The sequence below is a fragment of the Thiohalocapsa halophila genome (assembly GCF_016583825.1).
GTDB classification, from domain to species: Bacteria; Pseudomonadota; Gammaproteobacteria; order Chromatiales; family Chromatiaceae; genus Thiohalocapsa; species Thiohalocapsa halophila.
On the sequence record NZ_NRRV01000055.1, the window covers coordinates 1 to 17,631 of the forward strand.

Here is a 17,631-nt window from a genome sequence, read left to right on the forward strand (position 1 = left end):
CCCGGCACACCGCTATCCGAGAACCCCACCCGCCCCGCGGGCGGAACCGGAGATCCGAAAATGACCGAGCAATCCCTCTACAAACGCAACCTCACGGCCCTCGGCCTGCTGCTGGTGATCGGCCTCGGGCCACTAGCGGCGCTCAGTTTGGGCAGCCGCTATGCCGACGAGGAAACCCTGGCGCGCGCCGAGGCCGGCGACCGCAATTACGACCCGCCGGGCATCTTCGCCGACAGCTCCTTCGGCCTGCCCGACCTCACCGGCGCCGCTGCCCAAACCACGGTGGTGGACATCACCGAGAACGACGCCCTGTTCGACGACTTCAGCCGAGCGCTGGAGATCGCCAACATGAAGGAGGTTCTGCAGGGACCCGGGCCCGTGACCGTCTTCGCGCCCACGGACATGGCCTTCCAGAAGCTGCCGCAGGCCGAGCGCGAGGCCCTGCTGCAGGACCCGAGCCGGCTCGTCGACGTGCTGAGCCGCCATGTGGTGCACGCAGAGCTGTCCGCCACCGACCTGCTCCAGCGCGACCAAGTGAAAACCCTGGGGGGTGAATCCATGCAGGTGGACCGCAGCGGCACCGCCATCAGCATCGGCGACGCCGACATCACGCAATCCAATCTCGCGGCGGGCAACGGCGTGGTCCATATCGTGGATGCCGTGAATCTGTAATCCCAAACAACGGCCCGCCTGGCCATCATGGAGGGAGCGGCTACAGGGACGTCCCCGATCAGGAGCCCGAATCGGGTCCGAGTTCCTACAGCCTTGCCCTAGAGCACATACAGCAGCAGCGTGCAGCCGAGCATCAGCGCGACCCAGAGCACCATGCTGCCGGTCGGCCAGGTGCGGGCCAGGATGCCGTGGGGACCGTGGTGGGCATAGAGGTTGGCGACGAAGCGGCGCGCACGGGCATAGGCGCGGTCTTCGAGGCGCTGGCGCGCCGCGGCGGTGCGCACGGCAAACTCCCCGCCCAGCTCGCGCAGAAACCGCCGGTAGAACCAGTCGAAGTCCAGGCTGATGGTCAGCGTGCGCTTCATCTGCCCGAGCAGCACGAAGAAGGCGAAGCCGGCGAACAACAGCAGTTGCAGCTGGCTGACCACGTGCTCCACGGTGTAGGGCTGGTAATCCACAGGGTGCGGCAGGATGGCGTACAGCGGCGCCGGAAACAGCCCGATGGCGATGCAGAGGAAGGAGAACAGTGCCATCGCCCGGCGCATCTCCACAGGCGGCTCGGGCGGCCGCAGACCGGAGTCCTTCTGGAAGAAGACGAACCAGGGGAACTTGATGCCGGCATGTAGGAAGACCCCGGCGGACGCGGCCAATAGCAGCAGCCAGACCACCAACAGACCCTCGTGCGAGGCCGCCGCGGTCTCCAGCGATTTGGTCACGAAGCCCGATGTAAACGGAAACGCCGAGATCGCCAGGGCCCCGATGATGCCGTGCATCGCGGTACGCGGCATGGTCTGGAACAGACCCCCGAGATCGGTGCACTTGCGCTTGCCGGTCATCAGCAGCACACCCCCGGCCGACATCAGCAGCAGCGCCTTGTAAATGATGTGGGCAAAGGCGTGGGCGGCGGCGCCGTTCAGTGCCAGCTCGGTGCCGATGCCGATGGCGCAGACCATGAACCCCACCTGGTTGACAATGCTGTAGGCCAGGATGCGGCGCATGTCGTTCTCCAGCAGCGCGTAGAGGATGCCGTAGAACACCATGTACAGACCGACCCAGATCAGGAGCTCGGTCCCCGGGAACATCACCAGCAGCGCGAAGACCGCCGTCTTGGTGGTGAAGGCCGACAGGAAGACGCTCCCGCTCGGCGAGGCCTCGGGATAGGCGTCGGCGATCCAGGCCGAGAACGGCGGCGCGCCGGCGTTGACCAGCAGGCCGATCAGGATCAGCGCGGTGGCGAAGGATTCCGGGCGCATCGCCTCGACGGCGAGGCTGCCGCTGCTCACCCAATGGCCGATGATGCCGGCCATGAGCAAGACGCCGCCGAGCAAATGCACGAGCAGATAGCGGAAGGCGGCGCGGCGGGCGGCCTCGGTATCGGCGGCGATGATCACCGCTGTGGAGCCCACCGCCATCAGCTCCCAAAAGATGAACAGCGTGATCAGGTCACCGGCGAAGGTGACGCCGATGGCCGAGCCGGCGTAGACATAGGCGGCCACCAGCTCGCGGCGACTCGCCCGCGGTAGCGCATAGAGTCCGCCGGCGAAGGCCATGATGGCGAAGATGGTCGCGAACAGCCGCCCTTCGGCCGTGGCGTGGACCGGGTTCAGCTCGACGCCCAGGAACGGCAGGCGCAGCGACGCCCCCTCGGGCACCAGCCAGACCAGCACCAGGGTGGCCAGCGGCAGACCGAGCAGCAGCCTCTTGCGGCCGCGACCATTCTCGGCGGGGATAAAAAAGGCGCCGAGCACCATGATCAGCGCCGGCGGCAGCGCGAGCTCAGTCATCGTAGTAGGTGTCCGGACGCTTGAGGAAGATGCCAAGGATCTTGGCGACGGCGACCATCGCGGCGCAGGTCACGAAGCCATACCAGGCATAGAAACCGAAGCTGGCGTCCAGCGCGAAGCCGGAGCCCGGGAAATGCGCGTGCGGATGGATCACCAGGCTCGCCGACAGTGCGAGCACCATGATCAGGACCAACAGGGCCCAGAGCTTGGGCCGGTTTTCAGGGCGGTAGAGCCAATGGGGGCGCTCGTTCATCGCAGCCTCGTAGTCAGCCTCCGGTCGCAGCGGGCATCCGGGGCCACGCCTAGCGGCTCCCGGGCGGCTCGCCGACCAGCTGCCCGGCGAGCTCGAGGGGAACCTGGTGAAACAGAAACAGCAGCACCGTGAGGGCCGCGGTGGCGGTCAGCGCCAGCACGATGGGCAGGGGCGCCTCGCCGTGCACGGCGTCGTCATCGGCGGCGGGCTTGGCGAACGCGCTGAAGACGATGGGCGCGAAGTAGGCGGCATTGAGCAGCGTCGAGAGCACGATGACCGCGACGGCGAACAGCTGCCCGGTCTCGAGCGCACCGGCCATCAGGTACCACTTGGAAATGAATCCGGCCGCCGGCGGCACCCCGATCATCGACAGCGAGCCGACGGCGAAGGCGCCCATGGTCCACGGCATCCGCCAGCCGATGCCGCGCAGCTGCGAGACCTCGGTCTTGTGGGCGGCGGTGTAAATGGCACCGGCGGCGAAGAACAGCGTGATCTTGCCGAAGGCATGGGCGGCGATGTGCAGCGCGGCTCCGACCACCGACAGCGGCGCCAGCAGGGCCGCCCCCAGGACCACATAGGAAAGCTGGCTGATGGTCGAGTAGGCCAGGCGCTTTTTGAGATTATCCTGACGCAGCGCGATCATCGAGCCGAGGATCACGGTGAAGCCGGCCACGTAGAGCAGCCACTGCGCCCAGGGCACACCCTGCAAGGTCTCGATGCCGAAGATGAAGACGATGACCTTGACCACGCTGAAGACGCCCGCCTTCACCACGGCCACCGCGTGCAGCAGCGCGCTGACCGGGGTCGGCGCCACCATGGCCGCCGGCAGCCAGCGGTGCATGGGCATCAGCGCGGCCTTGCCGATGCCGTACATGAACAGGAAAAGCAGCAGCCCCAGCAGCGGCCCGGACAGCTGGACGCCGGCCGCGCGCAGCAGCCCGCCGGCCACGAACTCGGTGCTCCCGGCGAGCACCGAGGTCCAGACGATGGCCAGCAGCAGCAGACCGATGGATGTGCCGATCAGGATGCCGAGATAGACGCGCCCGGCCGAGCGCGCCGCCGCATTGCCCTTGTGCGTCACCAGCGGATAGGTCGAGAGCGTCAGCAGCTCGTAGAACACGAACAGCGTGACCAGGTTGGCCGAGAACGCGACGCCCATGGTCGCGAACAGCGCCAAGGCGAAGAAGACGTAGAACCGGGTCTGGTGCTTCTCGGCATTGCCGCGCATGTAGCCGATTGAATAGACGGAATTGATCGGCCACAACAGCGAGGCCACCGCCGCGAACAGCATGCCCAGGGGCTCGACCCGGAAGGCAATCGCAATGCCGGGGAAGGGCTCGGCGAAGTGCCAAGTCGGCCGGCCGCCGGCGAGCACTTCCGGCAGCAGGCTGAGCACCGTCAGGCACAGCAGCACCGCGGTCACCAGGGTCACCGCCTCGCGACGGTTCGGATGGCGACCGCTGAGCCCGATTCCGAGGGCGCCGACCAGCGGTATGACCAGCGCCAACGCGATACGCAGCGCATCCGCCTCCATGGAGCCGCTCATGGGGCCGCCTCCAGCGGTAAGGCCCCGCTCCCGGCGCCGAACAGGTCCGTGGCAATTTCACCGGCAAGGCCCACCGTCAGCCCGGTCTCGATGCCGAAATAGAGGTTGGCGAGCACCAGGAGCCAAGTCGGCAGCAGCAGCGACAGCGGCGCCTCGCGCACCGGCGGGGCATCGGCGGGCCGCTCTTCGAAGTAGGCCACCTCGATCACGCGCCAAACATAGACCACGGCGATCAGCGAGGTCAGCACCACCAGCACCACCAGCGGCCACCAGCCGTTCTCCAGCACCGCCAGAATCAGGTACCACTTGGACACGAAGCCGGCCGTGGCCGGGACGCCGATCAGGCTGAGGCCGCCGATCACGAATGCGGCCATGGTCCAGGGCATCTGCTTCGCGATCCCGGACAGCGCCGAAATGCGCGTGGTGCCCATGCGCAGGACGAGCGCACCGACGGCGAGGAACAGCGCCCCTTTCATGAGCGCATGGTTGAACAGGTGCAGCAGCGCCGCGGTCAGCCCCGTGACGCTCATCGCACCGAGGCCGATCAGCATGTAGCCGATCTGGGCGACCGACGAGTAGGCCAGCATGCGCTTGAGGCCGTGCTGGAAGACGGCGACCACGGAGCCGACGAAGGCGCCGGCCGCGGCGAGCGGCAGCACCAGCAGCTCGGCGTGCATTTGGGAGAAGGTGAAGGCGCCGCCGAACACCGAATAGATGAAGCGGATCATCGCATACAGCGCGACCTTGGTCGCCGTCGCCGCCAAGAAAGCCGTCACCACCGAGGGCGCGAAGGCATAGGCATTGGGCAACCACAGGTGCAGCGGGAACATAGCCAGCTTCAGCGCCAGACCCACCGTGATGAACGCGAAGGCGGTGTGCACGGTGTTGGTGCCGGCCACCGGCGCGAGACGGCTGGCGATATCGGCCATGTTCAGGGTGCCGGTGAGCATATACAGCAGCCCGACCCCGATGATGTAGAAGGTGGCACCGATGGTGCCCATGATCAGGTACTGATACGCGGCGGTCAGTGCGCGCCGGTCGCGCCCGAGGCTCACCAGCGCATAGGTCGACAGCGAGGAGATCTCCAGCAGCACGAACAGATTGAAGGCGTCGCCGGTGATGGTGATGCCGAGCAGCCCGGCCAGGCAGAGCAGCATCAGTGTGTAAAACAGTGGCTGCTGCGCGGGCTCGATCTCGGCGGCAACACTGCGCCGTGCATAGGCCATGACCACGGCCCCGATGGCCGCGACGATCAGCAGCACATAGGCGGCCAGGCGGTCGACGACATAGTCGATACCCCAGGGCGGCTGCCAATTGCCGAAGGCGTAGTGCAACGCGTCGCCGCCGCGCACCTGCCACAGCAGCGCGATGCTGATGGCCAACACCAGCCAGGCGACCAGCGTCGCCACCAGCCAGGCGGCGGTGCCGCGATTGAGCAATAGACAGAGCGGCGCGCCCAGCAGCGGCAGCACCACCAGCAGCGCGGGGAGATTGTCGGCGATCACGCGGGCTCGTCCTGGTCGTGGATCTCGTCTTCCTCGACGGTGCCGTAGGCTTCTTTGATGCGCACCACCAGTGCCAGGCCGAGCGCCGTCGTGGCGACGCCGACGACGATCGCGGTCAGGATCAGCACGTGCGGGAGCGGGTTGGAGTAGACGGTGCCGTCGGCGAGCACGATCGGCGCGGTGCCGTGCTCGACCTTGGCCATCGAGATATAGAGCAGAAACACCGAGCTCTGGAAGATGTTGAGCCCGACGATCTTCTTGACCAGGTTGCCGCGGGCGACCACGACATAGAACCCGGTCATCATCAGGAAGAAGACGACGTAATAGTTGTACTGACCGAGCCAGTCCACCCTTAGCCCTCCCGGCTCATGAAGGCGAAGAAGATCAGCAGCATCACCGCGGCCACCGTGATGCCGACACCGAGCTCGATGAGCAAAATGCCGTAGTGCTGGCCGTGCAGGGGGTCATGGGCCAGCACGCTGTAATCCAGAAACTTGCCGCCGAGCACCATGGTCGCGACGCCGACGCCGCCGTAGAGCAGCACGCCGAGTGCGGCCAACGGCGCCAACAGCCGCCGCGGCACCAGCCGCATGGCCGGCTCGACGCCGTAGGTGAGGGCGTAGAGGATGATCCCGGCCGCGAAGATCACGCCGGCCTGGAAGCCGCCGCCGGGCCCATAATCGCCGTGGAACTGGACGTAGAGCGCGAACAGCAGGATAAAAGGGATCAGGAGTCTGGCAATGACCCGCAAGACCCGGTCGTCACCCATCGCTCTCCTCCTTGGAGCTCTCGCTGTCCTGCCGCGGGGGCCGGCGCCGGCGGAAGCCGAGCAGGCTGAGCACCCCGACACCGGCCGTGAACACGACCACGACCTCCCCCAGGGTATCGAAGCCGCGGTAGCTCGCCAGCACCGAGGTCACCATGTTGGGCAGCCCGATCTCGGTGGGTGACTCCTCGATATACCGCGGCGCGACGTGGCGATGGATGGGCGCATCCGGGTCGCCGAAGCGCGGCATATCGTGCGTGCCCCAGAGCAGCACCACGCCGGTGATAGTCACCACCATCAGCGGCAAAACGGGTGAGTGCCGCGGCGGCGTCTGCTTGTGGCCGGTCAACGCCAGCGTGCCCAGCATCAGCATGGTGGCGATACCCGCGCCCACCGCCGCCTCGGTGAAGGCGACGTCGACGGCGTCGAGCGTCAGGAAAATCCCCGCCGTGACCAGACTGTAGATGCCCGCGAGCATCACCACGGCGAACAGGCTGCGCAGGCGCACCACCGCCAACGCCGTCGCCACCAGGAAGGTCAGCAGCGTAATGTCGATCAGTTGGACGATGATGCGTCTCCTTGGCCGCGCTCGTCGTCGGTCTGCGGCGGCAGCGGCACGCCGGTGTGCACCGCCGCACGCGCCAGAGCGTGGCTGGCGACCGGACTGGTGTACCAGAGAAAGATCAGGATCAGCAGCAGCTTCACGGTCACCAAGGTGAATCCGGCCTGGATCATCATGGCGGTGAGGATCATGCCCGCGCTCAGGGTGTCGGTGACGCCGGCCGCATGCAGCCGGGTGTAGAAGTCCGGGAGCCGAATCACCCCGACGGCCCCGGAGATACCGAGGAAGACGCCGCCGATGAACAGCGGCAGGCTCAGGAGATCCGCGAGCAGCGCCGTCATCAGAAGTCCTCCGGGCGCGGTGAGCTGCGGCTGTCGCCGATGCGCTCGACGAACTTGAGCACGGCGATGACGCCGATGAAGTTGATCAGCGCATAGGCGATGGCGATGTCGAGGAAGTCCGGGCGCCCGCCAAGAAAGCCCAGCACCGCGATCAGCAGCACCGTCTTGGTGCCGAGCATATTCACCGCCAGGATGCGATCGCAGACCGTCGGCCCGAGAAACGCGCGCACCAGCGCCAGCCCCATGACTACCAGGATGCCGATCGCCGCCGCCGCGAACATCAGCGCCGCCCCCCTTCCGCCCAAGTGACGCGGCGGTCCATCTCGCCTGCGGCGAGCTCGTCGAAGCCCTCCCGGGTCAGTGCGTGCACGAAGACATCGTCATCACCGATCTCGATGGCCACCGTGCCGGGCGTCAGTGTGATCGAGTTGGCATAGATGGTCTTGCCGAGATCCGTGCCCTGACTGCTCGGAAGCCGTCCTGCGACCGGGTGGATGGGGTGGGTGTCGGGGTACCAGATGCGGTTGACCACATCGATGTTGGCGCGGACGATGGCGGCGACCAGCCAGGCCAGGTAGCGCGGCAGCCGCAGCAGCATGCCGAGGCTGTAAGCGCCGGTGTCACGGCGCTCCATGCGCACCCCGACCCAGGCCGCCAACAGCGCGGAAGCCGCACCCAGGGCGAGCAGCAGCTGGTTGTGCCAGTGGCCCGAAAGCAGCAGCCAGAAAGCGCCGAGGGCCGAAAAGAGTAAGAGGAAGTACAGCACGCGAGGGGGACGCCGACAACGAACGGGCGCGTATTGTAAGCATCCCTCGGCACTGATTCCCAATCGCGAGTGCAATCCGGGCTTAGACCGAGCGCGGATCGCGGCGCTGCCGCCGGGGCGGCCGCGCCGCGGATGTGCCCTGCGCGGGCGCCCTTGCGCAAGCGCCGATCTCTAGCCCTTGCCCGTGCGGAGTCGAGTGCCCTGTCCTGCTCAGCGGCCTAAGCCACTGAGCATGAACGAGCTAGAAACTGCCCCGTTGGGAACAATCCGGGCTGCTGGGGGTTCTCGGCAAGCCAAGGCCAATGGATTCGGTCGCTGCCCCGGGGCCGCGCGTGATCGCCCCGCCCGCGAGCCCGATCCCACGGACGGCACGCGGGATCTGCCCGTGATCAGTCCGCGCGCGCACGTCTCCAGGCACCGGCCAGCATGCTCGCCGGACGCCCTTCGGCTGCCTTTCGGCTCCCTTTTTGGCTCAGGCGGCGATGGCCAGCGCCTCCTTCTCGATCTCGCGCTCCGATAGGCGGTGGCGCTCCAGCAGCTCCTGCGGGGTGCCGGAGTGCGGCTCGCCGGTGACGCCGAGGCCGAAGACCCGTGTGAGGCGGCCGACCTGGGCCGCGACGGCGTCAGCCAGGCCGCCATCGCGATTGTGGTCCTCCACCACCAGGATGGCGGCGGTGGTCTCGGCGGCCTGCTTCAATGTCGGCACGTCCAGGGGCTTGACACTGTAGGCGTCGATGACGCGGGCAGCGACACCCTGCTCGCGCAGGCGCTTGGCCGCGGCGAGCGCCGTGTGCACGGTGATACCGGCCGCCACCAGGGTCAGCTCATCGGCGTCCGAGGCCATCAGCGTCTTGCTGCCGCCGATGGGAAAGTCCTCATCCGCGTCGTAGAGCACCGGTGTCTTGCCGCGGGTGGTGCGCAGGTAGACGATGCCCTGGTGCGCCAGGCCCGCCTCGGTGAGCCGGGCGGCGCTGACGGCGTCGCTCGGGTAGAGCACCGTGGTGGCGTTGAGCGCCCGGAACATCGCGATGTCCTCGAGCCCCATCTGCGAGGCGCCGTCCTCGCCGATGGACACGCCGGCGTGACTGCCGCTGATGAGCATGTGCGGGGCGTGCGAATGGGCGGCCATACGGATGACATCGTGCGCCCGGGTCAGAAAGGCCGCGAAGGTAGCGACACAGGGGCGCTTGCCGCTGACGGCGAGGCCGAGGGCGGCGCCGAGCATGTTCTGCTCGGCGATCTGCGCCTCGAAGAACCGCGTCGGGAAGGCCTTGGCGAAGCCGTCGGTCTTGGTGGAGTTCTTCACGTCGCCGTCGAGGGTCACCAGGTCGCTCAGACGCCCGCCGAGCTGCACCAGCGCGTCACCGAAGGCGGCGCGGGTGGCGACCTCCTCGCCCTTGGCCCAGTCGAGCTTCAGGGCCTCGCGGGCCGGCGGGCCGCCGCTCTGCGGGGCAGCCGGCTCCAGCCGCGCGGGCACGCGCCGCGGCTCTACCGGCCGCCGTAGGTCCGGGGCGTCGATCTCGGCCAGGGCGGTCACGAGCTCGTCCTGATCCAGCGCCTTGCCGTGCCAGCCATCGGCGCCCTCCAGGAAGGAGACCCCCTTGCCCTTCACCGTGCGAGCGATGATGGCCGTGGGTCCGCCCTCACGGGTGGCGGCAAGGGCCGCGAGGATGTCGGCGAAGTCGTGGCCGTCGATCTCAAGGGTTTTCCAGCCGAAGGCGCGGAAGCGCCCGGCGAGCACCGATGAATCATGGCCGTAGGGCGCCGGGCCGCTCTGCTCCAACGCGTTCATATCGACGATGGCGACGACCCGCTCCAGGCCCTGGTCCGCCGCGAACTGGGCCGCCTCCCAGACCGAGCCCTCGGAGCATTCGCCGTCACCGAGGATGCAGAAGTGACGCGCCTCGATGCCGTCGAGCCGATCCGCCAGCGCCATGCCGTTGACGGCGGCGAGGCCCTGGCCGAGGGAGCCCGTCGCCACCGGTACCCAGGGATTCACCGGGGTCGGATGGCCTTCCAGGTCGCTATGGAGCCGGCGCAGATTCTGCGGGTCCTCGCCGATGGCGCCTGCCTCGTGCAGCCCGGCCCAGAGGATGGGCGCCGCATGGCCTTTGGAGAGCAACAGGCGGTCCTGATCCCGCGCCGGATCATCGCCGGCCCAAGGTCGGCTCGGATCCCAGCGCATCTCGTGGAACAACAGGCCGGTCACCAGGTCTGCCGCCGACAGGCTGGAAGTCGCATGACCGGAGCCGGCTGCGGTGGTCATGCGCAGCACCTGCGCCCGCAGCTTGGCGGCGACGCCGGGGAGCGGACCGGCCTCGTCCACGGCGGCCAGCGACCGGGCGCGCTGCTCCAGGCCATCCAACAGCTGCTCGTAGGGCGCGTTGAACTTCTGCACGCCCTCGCCCACGAGTTGGTCGGCAATGGACTCCATGGACACGCCGAGCACTCGCTCAAGCTGCTGGGTAATGGCCGTGGCCTCCGGCGCCGTCGCCGACAGGGTGGCGGCAACCCGACCGTGGTCGTCGAAGGCATCGGCCGTCGCCTCCGGCATGGTGGAGACGGTATAGGGACCGATGAGGGGCTCGATGTAGTGGGTGTCCGGCAGGCTCGGGTCCTTGGTGCCGGTGCTGGCCCAGAGCAGGCGCTGCGGCTGGGCGCCGTGCTCGGCGAGGTGCTGCCAGCGCTCGCTCGCCAGCAGCTCGCGCAGACGGACATAAGCGAGCCGGGCGGCGGCGACGGCGCTCTGGCCGAGCAGGGCCTGGGCCTCGCCACGGAGCTGTGGGTCCACTTCCGGATGACTGCGGCGGCGCAGCCGGGCATCCACGGCGGTGTCGATGCGGCTCAGGAAGAAGCTGGCCACGGAGCCGATGGTATGCAGATCACGGCCTTCGCGCAGGCGCTGCTCCAGGGCCCGGATGTAGGCCTGGACGGTCTCCTCGTAGGCGGCCTGGCCGAAGAGCAGTGTGATATTGACGTTGATGCCCTCGACGAGCAGCTGCTCGATGGCCGGGATGCCCTGGGGTGTGCCGGGCACCTTGATTATCAGATTCGGTCGGCCGACGGCATGCCAGAGCCGGCGCGCCTCCAGCACCGTCGCGTTGGTGTCATGGGCCAAGTGGGGCGACACCTCCAGGCTCACACAGCCGTCGACGCCGGCGCCATCGGTCATAGCCTGCTCCCAGCGCGGCAGCAATAGATCACAGGCATCGCGCACGTCGTCCACCGCCAGGCGCTCGTAGATGGCGCGGACATCGATTTCGGCGTCGCCGGGTGACGTCGTCTCCTGGGCGACGCGGATGCGCGGGTCGTAGGCGGCGCGATCCTCGGGGGACGCGCCGAGCATGGCCTTGGCGAAGATGGCCGGGTTGGAGGTGACCCCCGACAGACCCTGGTCGCGGATGCGCCGCTCCAGACTGCCGTCGTCGAGCATGCGGCGGGAGAGACTGTCCAGCCAGAAGCACTGACCGTGGTTGTGGAGTCGGGAGAGTGGGCTGGTGGTCATTGCGAACCTCCTGGGGCCGAGCGCCTGCGGCGGCCCGGTGTGTGTTGCCCTGTTCCCGCGCCGCCGCCGATAAGGTACCGGCGGGCCACCGCGGGTGGCGGTTGAATCCCCTTCATCGATAGCAAGCAGCGGACCAGCCGCTGCGCATGACCCGGCTGTGCCGTCCCGCGCCGACGCCGGCCTGGACACCGTCTCCCCCGAGCCGGCGGGGCTGGACCATTGGCGCCGCCGCTGCGGTGCCAATGCCCCAGCACGCGGGGCAAATGCCCTGCGCCGGCGGCTCGCGACGGGACCTGTTTGGGCTCCCCCCGGCGCTCGAGCGGCAGGCGACCAGCCCATGGCCTCGGCACCAGGCTTGCAGCGAGCGTGGTGGTGCCTGTTCGCCGCGACCGTCGGCGCCGACCACCGGCGGCGGCCCACGAGCCCGCCCGCGAGCCCACAAAGAGTCCGCTAGAAAGCCCAAGGAGCACGCCATGGTCCAGTTTTCCATCCAGCCCGTCATCGCACTCATCGCCGGGATCCTGATCCTGGTGCGCCCGTCGTTGCTGAACTATGTCGTCGCGATCTACCTCATCGTCATCGGTGTGCTCGGCTTGGTGCACTTCTGAGCAATACGCCGCCGAGGGGCGTGCTACCCGAGCGTCGCGGTCTGCGGGCTGGCGGGTCGGCATCGGCCTTGCACTCCCAAGCGGTTGACGATCCCCCGCCGGCGTCCAGCGCCGGCAGCCGGGGAGCCCAGTCTTTGCAGCTCATCCACACCATAAGCGGGAGAAGCCTTCATGCGACACCCAGTCTCCAGCACCCTCGCCCTGCTGCTCGCAGCCGGTCTCGCCGCGCTGCCCGCCAGCGCAGCGCAGGCCCAGGCGCAGCAAAGCGCCGCGGCCGACAGGCCGACGCAGGCCAGCGGCGGCAGCGGCAAGGCCGAACCGCAGTCGACGGCGGACGCCGGTGACTCCTCGGCATCGGCCGCCGGCAAGACCCAACCCAGCGGATCCCAGGGCGGCGGCTCCGGACAGAGCAAGGCTGAGCAAGGCGGCTCGGGCGACGGCATGGATACCGCTGGCGGGGCCTCCGGCGACAGCGCGTCGGAGCAAAAGGCCGTCGACAAGGCAGCCGCGGGCGCCGACCAACGCCACAGCTTCAGCGGCCTGGTGCTGGGCGTGCAGCCCGTACGCATCAATGCCGACGGCGACGCTCATCTCCTCGGTCGCGTGCTGCTGGATGACGGGCGCATGGCGCTGGTCAACTTCGGCAACCTCAAGGACCTGATGAAGGACCAGCGCAGCGCCGGCACCAGCGGCGGCCAGAGCAATCGCGGACCCGTCCGAAGCGGGCAGCGCATCGCCGGCACCGGCACCCTGGATCAGCAGCGCGGCGAGCCGATGCTCGTGGTCGAGCAATGGCGGTTGATCGGCCATCCCGCCAGCGCCGGGCGCCCGCCGATGTACATGCACCCGCAGGTCCCAGGCCGCCAAGGCATGGCCATGAGCCAGGGCCGGGCGAATCGCCCCGGCCCCATGCAGCATCCGAGCTGGGCCGGGCAGCCCGGCCAACAGGCCGGGATGAGCACCGGCGCTGGACAGATGCAGCGCCGTCCCGGCATGGCCAACGCGCCGAGTGTCTCTGGCCGTGGCGCCGGTGACCGGTCCATGACCACCGACATGGACCTGATGCTGACCGGCACCGTGCTCGGCGTCGGCACCGACGACGCCGGCGACGCGCAGGCGCAGGAGGCGGCCGAAGGGCAGAGCCAGCAGACGGCGCAGGCGCAGAAGGCGCCGCGACGCATCCGCGTCTCCGGCCCCCAAGGCATGGAGGTCGTCGCCGATCTCGGCAGCTCCAAGGTCGCCCGCGAGCTGAGCCTGGCCCAAGGCGACCAGGTGGTGCTCTACGGCGAGGCCGGCATGGAGCAGGGTCAGCGCGTGCTCATGACGCATTACGTGGCCAAGCTGGTCGCCCTGCCGCGCCGGGGTGACGCCGGCAAGCAAGGTCCGGCGAGTGGCAAGCAAGCGACGCAGACCGGCACCGACGGGCGGTCGACGACGACGGCCGGCGTTTGGCCCGAACGCGGCACACCGCGCTCCGTGATCACCAACGACGAGTCCTGAGACTGGCGACAAGCACAAGCCCGGCCCCGGTTGGGCCTCAGCCGGGCCTCAGCCGCAGCGGAAGCTTCCCCGGCGTCCGACCTTTCACCAACAACAGGAGCATGCACCCCCATGGCTGACTCATCCAACGCCCTGCACGAGAGCCGCAGCGATCTGAGCGCTCACACCGTCAACATGCACCGCGCCCTGGTTTCCCTGCAAGAGGAGCTGGAGGCGGTGGACTGGTACCGCCAGCGCGCCGACGCCTGCGGCGACGAGAACCTGCGCGCCGTGCTGCTGCACAACATGCGCGAGGAGATCGAGCACGCCGCCATGGTGCTGGAGTGGCTGCGGCGCAACGACGACAGCTTCGACGAGCATCTGCGCACCTACCTCTTCACCCAGGTCCCCATCACCGAGGCCGAAGAGGCCGCCACCGGCGAGGACGCCGGCGAAGCGACCGACGCCGGGCCGCGTGCACCGGCGCCGCCGGGCCTGACCTTGGGCAGCCTCAAAGGCGGCTGACGCGACGCACACCCAGCATTCTTCCGGGCAGACGCCCGGCGGGAGGCCGGTACCAGCCCGGCCTGCCGCAACGACCGGAGGTCATTCATGAGCGATTTGAACCGCAGCGCCGCCGGCCTCGACGCCGGCATCTGGCAGCGCATCGACGCCGCCGCCCTGGACGCCGCCGCCGAGCGCCTCACCGCCCGGCGCTTCCTGGACGTGGACGGGCCTTACGGCCTCGGACTCACGAGCCTGGAGACCGGCCCCGAAGAGCGCATCAGCGAGGACACTGAAGCCGGCGACGACCTCGCCGTTACCGTCGGCAGCCGGGCGCTGCCGGTGCCCATGGTGCAGCAGCCCTGCGCGCTGAGCGTGCGGCGGGTGGAAGGCCACCAACAGTTGTCCCTGCCGCTGGACTTGCGCCCGGTGGAGGACGCCGCCGAGGCCGTCGCCCGCCGCGAGGAGCACATGATCTATCACGGCGTGCCCCAGCTCGGTCTCGCCGGCCTCGCCACCGCCGGCGGGCGCGCCCAGATGCCCTGCGGCGACTGGTCGGACCTGTCACAGGCGCTGTCCGACGTTCTGGGAGCCGTGAACAGGCTCGACGCCAACGGCTTCGGCGGACCCTATGCGCTGGCGCTGGCGCCGGAGCGCTACAACGCCCTGTTCCGGCGCTTCGAGGGCAGCGATATGCTGCAAGTGGATCACCTACGCCGCCTGTGCGAGGCGGGGCTGTACAAAGCGCCAGTGGCCGGCGGTGTACTGGTGGACCCCCGTGCCGGCAGCCTCATCATTGGCCAGGATCTGCGCGTTGGCTTCTCGGCCACAGACGGCGTGCACCTCAAGCTCTTCGTCTCCGAGAGCCTGGTGCTCCTACTGGACGACCCCGAGGCCATTTGCACTCTGGAGCCGCAGAGCCGCTGACGGGAACAGCACGGACCGGGGCCCGGGTGCTCGTCGCCCGGCCCAGCTCCATCCCCTCTCCCTCTCCCGAGCTCAAGCGACGACAAATCCAATACGGGGACAGTGACCAAAATTGTTGCGCGAGGCGGCGTAAAACGGGAACAGACCTCATGGGGTGACCATACCCTGAGCGCCCAATAATCCAGCGACAGGCAGCGGGACTTCGATCAATAGGCACCGCGGCGCTCAGCAGCGATTGAGGGTTCAGTATACCGTCACCATAATAACTGCGGCGCTCTCAGTGGTCCTCTGCCCCGGCGGCGACTTCGTCCAAGCCGCGGCCGGTGCTGACCGACTCGGGCTCGCTGCTGGTGGGCTTGCGGCGGGCATCGGCGCCCGCGTCGCGCATCTTGATCAGCAGCCACTTGGACTGCTCCTCGTTGCCGCCTTCGATGCGCTTCAGGGCATAGCCGCCGGTGAGCTTCTCGCCATGCAGATAGACCTCCACCAAGCCTGCATCGAGGCTCTCGGCGACGGTCTGCGGCGTCTCCTTGTTGGCCCTTAGATTGTCGTAACGCCCACAGTCCCAGACCAGCACCGTGCCGGCGCCATACTCGCCCTCGGGGATCACGCCCTCGAAGTCGGCATAGTCCAGCGGGTGGTCCTCGGTCATGATGGCGAAGCGTTTCTCCGAAGGGTCCGTGGATGGGCCCTTGGGCACCGCCCACGACTTGAGCACCCCGTCTGTCTCCAGGCGGAAGTCGTAATGCAGCGTGGAGGCGTCGTGCTTTTGAATGACGAAGCGCCCGCCGTCCTCGCCGCTGGATGCAGCCGCGTCGCCGGCGGGCTCGCCGCTCTTGCCGGTGTCGCGCTTGCTGCGATAGTCGGCGAGCTTGTCGTCGTCTTGCTTGCCCATGGGTGCTCTCCTGGTTGTTCGCGACCGCGTCTGCGCCTGCCCGCATCGCCACTCAGCCCGACAGCGACAGCACCTGCACCATCGCGTCGTCCGGCGCCGTGGTCACCGGCAGCGGCTCTCGCGGCGCATCGCGCAATTGCCGGCTGGAGACGCCGAGGTAGAGGGTCTCGCCGGCACGGTCCAGCGCCTGGATGCCCTGGCGCGGCACCAGGCAGCGCAGGTCGTGCGCGCCGGCGCCGGCTGCGGCGGGCAGCACCGCCTGAAGATAGGCGAGTGACCAGTCGCTGTCGTCGATGAGCAGGTCTTCCAGGCGCAGGTCGACGCCGTCGGTGGCGCGGATCGCGAGCGTACGCAGCACATCCATCCGCACCAGCTGCTCGGCGGACACTTGGGTCTCGGCACCCAGGTCCGCTGCCACCTCGTCCTCCTCCGCCGGCGGCGGCGGCGGGTCGATACCTCCCTCGGGCTGCATCTCGGCCTGCCAGTGCCGCCGCCATGCCGGTGTGGTCTCCTCGGCATTGTCGAAGCCGGCAAACCCCTCGTCGTCCATATCCAACTGCGGGCTGGCGCGGAGCTCGGCGCCGGTGAGATCCAGGGTGAGCTCGCGGCGGGCCTCGTCTACACCGCTCAGCAGACGCGGTGTCAGCACCAGGTCGCGATCCAAGGCCCACTGCTGGGCATCCACGGCGAGGAACTGTACCGACCATTGCTCGGTATCTAGGATCAGGTCGGTGAGGCCCGCGTCGGCGCCGTCGGCGGTGCGCAGCCGGCAGCCGAGCAGGAATTCGGCGGAAAGCAGACTCTGATTCATGGGCGATCTCCGGACGGTCCTAAGACCGTCGCAGCATCTGGATGTGCAGGGCGTACCGGGCAGCGAGCACACCGGTGCGCCATCTGGGTCGGTGCACCAGGGAACTCGCCCGGCGCGTCAGCGCGGGCGGCGACGGTGGTCGTGGGTCGTCGCGAGGGGCTCGTCATGAGCTGCCCGCCACGCAGCGTGGCAGGCCGGGGAGCAAAAGTACATGACGTAGTCCTGGCCTTCGGACACCACCGCCTCGTCGCGCGGGATCTCGGCCCGGCACTCCTCACAGCTGAGCGGCTCGGGGCGTGGATCGGTGTCCATATCCCCCGGCGGTGACGGCGGCCGACCGCTCTGCGATCTCGCTGGCATGGTGCGTCTCCGCAGCTTGCATCTGCATGCCGTACAGCAAAACCCGGGCCATTGCGGCCGGCGCCAAGACCGGCATGCGTGCGGCCGCGGCGCGACCTGGCCGCAGCGCGGCCGGGGCGGCGGCTGCGGCTTGGCGCGAGGAGCGCGCGCTCCACGGGCCGGCCAGAGGCAGAGGGCACGACATCAATCCATGGCGGTGGCACTGAACCAAGCGGCGGGCGATTTGCACCGTAGAGCAGCACGCCGCGGACTAGGTGGGCGCCCTGATCGACATCGTCGAGGTTGAGGCGGCCGAAACGGGTCTGGTCGCAGTCGATGCCGAGGCCATCGGTTGGCACCTTTGCCTA

General features: G+C 68.7%; 19 protein-coding genes. 5 read left to right on the forward strand and 14 right to left on the reverse strand.

Translation table 11 applies throughout. The annotated features are described in order from the left end of the window. The first annotated feature begins 60 nt into the window (after window positions 1–60). Window positions 61–672: a fasciclin domain-containing protein gene (locus CKO31_RS18755; RefSeq protein ID WP_200240469.1), complete on the forward strand. Its 612-nt coding sequence runs from the start codon at window positions 61–63 to the stop codon at window positions 670–672. Window positions 673–770: 98 nt separating this feature from the next. Here the strand turns inward: CKO31_RS18755 and CKO31_RS18760 are convergent, their stop codons facing one another. The 11 genes from CKO31_RS18760 to CKO31_RS18810 form a co-directional block, all read right to left on the reverse strand. Continuing rightward, window positions 771–2,456, reverse strand: a complete 1,686-nt coding sequence (locus CKO31_RS18760; protein ID WP_200240471.1) for a Na(+)/H(+) antiporter subunit D — start codon at window positions 2,454–2,456, stop codon at window positions 771–773. Further along, a complete protein-coding gene (locus CKO31_RS18765) occupies window positions 2,449–2,709 on the reverse strand; it encodes a hypothetical protein (RefSeq protein ID WP_200240473.1) in 261 nt (86 codons plus the stop codon). The genes CKO31_RS18760 and CKO31_RS18765 overlap by 8 nt, the downstream gene beginning before the upstream one ends. A gap of 49 nt (window positions 2,710–2,758) precedes the next feature. Continuing rightward, window positions 2,759–4,255 carry a proton-conducting transporter transmembrane domain-containing protein gene (locus CKO31_RS18770; protein WP_242475503.1) on the reverse strand — a complete coding sequence of 499 codons (1,497 nt, stop codon included), beginning with the start codon at window positions 4,253–4,255 and terminating at the stop codon, window positions 2,759–2,761. Beyond that, entirely contained in the window at window positions 4,252–5,760 is a 1,509-nt protein-coding gene (locus CKO31_RS18775) for a monovalent cation/H+ antiporter subunit D family protein (RefSeq protein ID WP_200240474.1), read from the reverse strand. Before CKO31_RS18775 ends, CKO31_RS18770 begins: the two co-directional genes overlap by 4 nt. Continuing rightward, window positions 5,757–6,110 carry a cation:proton antiporter subunit C gene (locus CKO31_RS18780; RefSeq protein WP_322789180.1) on the reverse strand — a complete coding sequence of 118 codons (354 nt, stop codon included), beginning with the start codon at window positions 6,108–6,110 and terminating at the stop codon, window positions 5,757–5,759. Before CKO31_RS18780 ends, CKO31_RS18775 begins: the two co-directional genes overlap by 4 nt. Window positions 6,111–6,112: 2 nt before the next feature. Beyond that, window positions 6,113–6,529 carry a Na(+)/H(+) antiporter subunit B gene (locus tag CKO31_RS18785; RefSeq protein WP_200240475.1) on the reverse strand — a complete coding sequence of 139 codons (417 nt, stop codon included), beginning with the start codon at window positions 6,527–6,529 and terminating at the stop codon, window positions 6,113–6,115. Continuing rightward, window positions 6,522–7,055: a DUF4040 domain-containing protein gene (locus tag CKO31_RS18790; RefSeq protein ID WP_322789181.1), complete on the reverse strand. Its 534-nt coding sequence runs from the start codon at window positions 7,053–7,055 to the stop codon at window positions 6,522–6,524. The genes CKO31_RS18785 and CKO31_RS18790 overlap by 8 nt, the downstream gene beginning before the upstream one ends. Window positions 7,056–7,081: 26 nt before the next feature. Next, window positions 7,082–7,429 (reverse strand): monovalent cation/H(+) antiporter subunit G, encoded by a 348-nt coding sequence (gene mnhG / locus CKO31_RS18795; RefSeq protein WP_200240476.1) that lies wholly within the window; start codon window positions 7,427–7,429, stop codon window positions 7,082–7,084. Next, window positions 7,429–7,734 carry an MrpF/PhaF family protein gene (locus CKO31_RS18800; RefSeq protein WP_242475504.1) on the reverse strand — a complete coding sequence of 102 codons (306 nt, stop codon included), beginning with the start codon at window positions 7,732–7,734 and terminating at the stop codon, window positions 7,429–7,431. Before CKO31_RS18800 ends, mnhG begins: the two co-directional genes overlap by 1 nt. Further along, entirely contained in the window at window positions 7,710–8,195 is a 486-nt protein-coding gene (locus CKO31_RS18805) for a Na+/H+ antiporter subunit E (protein WP_200240477.1), read from the reverse strand. The genes CKO31_RS18800 and CKO31_RS18805 overlap by 25 nt, the downstream gene beginning before the upstream one ends. A gap of 472 nt (window positions 8,196–8,667) precedes the next feature. Then, entirely contained in the window at window positions 8,668–11,700 is a 3,033-nt protein-coding gene (locus CKO31_RS18810) for a transketolase (RefSeq protein ID WP_200240478.1), read from the reverse strand. Window positions 11,701–12,173: 473 nt separating this feature from the next. On the opposite strand from CKO31_RS18810, the gene CKO31_RS18815 reads away from it, so the two are divergent. The 4 genes from CKO31_RS18815 (at window position 12,174) to CKO31_RS18830 (ending at window position 15,218) form a co-directional block, all read left to right on the forward strand. Continuing rightward, window positions 12,174–12,308 carry a DUF3096 domain-containing protein gene (locus CKO31_RS18815; protein WP_200240479.1) on the forward strand — a complete coding sequence of 45 codons (135 nt, stop codon included), beginning with the start codon at window positions 12,174–12,176 and terminating at the stop codon, window positions 12,306–12,308. Window positions 12,309–12,479: 171 nt separating this feature from the next. After that, a complete protein-coding gene (locus CKO31_RS18820) occupies window positions 12,480–13,808 on the forward strand; it encodes a hypothetical protein (protein WP_200240481.1) in 1,329 nt (442 codons plus the stop codon). A 111-nt stretch (window positions 13,809–13,919) separates the two neighbouring features. Continuing rightward, the gene (locus CKO31_RS18825; RefSeq protein WP_200240482.1) at window positions 13,920–14,312 is read left to right on the forward strand and encodes an encapsulin-associated ferritin-like protein; all 393 of its coding nucleotides are present in this window, start codon (window positions 13,920–13,922) and stop codon (window positions 14,310–14,312) included. Window positions 14,313–14,399: 87 nt separating this feature from the next. Then, window positions 14,400–15,218: a family 1 encapsulin nanocompartment shell protein gene (locus CKO31_RS18830; protein ID WP_200240484.1), complete on the forward strand. Its 819-nt coding sequence runs from the start codon at window positions 14,400–14,402 to the stop codon at window positions 15,216–15,218. Between the two features lie 277 nt (window positions 15,219–15,495). On the opposite strand, the gene CKO31_RS18835 is transcribed toward CKO31_RS18830, so the two are convergent. The 3 genes from CKO31_RS18835 to CKO31_RS18845 form a co-directional block, all read right to left on the reverse strand. Then, complete coding sequence (locus tag CKO31_RS18835; RefSeq protein WP_200240485.1) at window positions 15,496–16,113, reverse strand: DNA polymerase ligase N-terminal domain-containing protein; 618 nt, start codon at window positions 16,111–16,113, stop codon at window positions 15,496–15,498. 52 nt (window positions 16,114–16,165) lie between these two features. Continuing rightward, window positions 16,166–16,924: a hypothetical protein gene (locus CKO31_RS18840; protein ID WP_200240486.1), complete on the reverse strand. Its 759-nt coding sequence runs from the start codon at window positions 16,922–16,924 to the stop codon at window positions 16,166–16,168. A gap of 117 nt (window positions 16,925–17,041) precedes the next feature. Next, window positions 17,042–17,284 (reverse strand): DUF3330 domain-containing protein, encoded by a 243-nt coding sequence (locus CKO31_RS18845; RefSeq protein WP_200240487.1) that lies wholly within the window; start codon window positions 17,282–17,284, stop codon window positions 17,042–17,044. Window positions 17,285–17,631: the final 347 nt, after the last annotated feature.

Excerpts from the sequence above, each read along its gene's own strand:
- CKO31_RS18760 (WP_200240471.1), bottom strand. The coding sequence starts at position 2,456 with ATGACTGAGCTCGCGCTGCCGCCGGCGCTGATCATGGTGCTCGGCGCC.
- CKO31_RS18765 (WP_200240473.1), bottom strand. The coding sequence starts at position 2,709 with ATGAACGAGCGCCCCCATTGGCTCTACCGCCCTGAAAACCGGCCCAAG.
- CKO31_RS18830 (WP_200240484.1), top strand. The coding sequence starts at position 14,400 with ATGAGCGATTTGAACCGCAGCGCCGCCGGCCTCGACGCCGGCATCTGG.
- CKO31_RS18840 (WP_200240486.1), bottom strand. The coding sequence starts at position 16,924 with ATGAATCAGAGTCTGCTTTCCGCCGAATTCCTGCTCGGCTGCCGGCTG.
- CKO31_RS18785 (WP_200240475.1), bottom strand. The coding sequence starts at position 6,529 with ATGGGTGACGACCGGGTCTTGCGGGTCATTGCCAGACTCCTGATCCCT.
- CKO31_RS18810 (WP_200240478.1), bottom strand. The coding sequence starts at position 11,700 with ATGACCACCAGCCCACTCTCCCGACTCCACAACCACGGTCAGTGCTTC.
- CKO31_RS18755 (WP_200240469.1), top strand. The coding sequence starts at position 61 with ATGACCGAGCAATCCCTCTACAAACGCAACCTCACGGCCCTCGGCCTG.
- CKO31_RS18820 (WP_200240481.1), top strand. The coding sequence starts at position 12,480 with ATGCGACACCCAGTCTCCAGCACCCTCGCCCTGCTGCTCGCAGCCGGT.
- mnhG (WP_200240476.1), bottom strand. The coding sequence starts at position 7,429 with ATGACGGCGCTGCTCGCGGATCTCCTGAGCCTGCCGCTGTTCATCGGC.
- CKO31_RS18825 (WP_200240482.1), top strand. The coding sequence starts at position 13,920 with ATGGCTGACTCATCCAACGCCCTGCACGAGAGCCGCAGCGATCTGAGC.
- CKO31_RS18815 (WP_200240479.1), top strand. The coding sequence starts at position 12,174 with ATGGTCCAGTTTTCCATCCAGCCCGTCATCGCACTCATCGCCGGGATC.
- CKO31_RS18770 (WP_242475503.1), bottom strand. The coding sequence starts at position 4,255 with ATGAGCGGCTCCATGGAGGCGGATGCGCTGCGTATCGCGTTGGCGCTG.
- CKO31_RS18835 (WP_200240485.1), bottom strand. The coding sequence starts at position 16,113 with ATGGGCAAGCAAGACGACGACAAGCTCGCCGACTATCGCAGCAAGCGC.
- CKO31_RS18845 (WP_200240487.1), bottom strand. The coding sequence starts at position 17,284 with ATGCCAGCGAGATCGCAGAGCGGTCGGCCGCCGTCACCGCCGGGGGAT.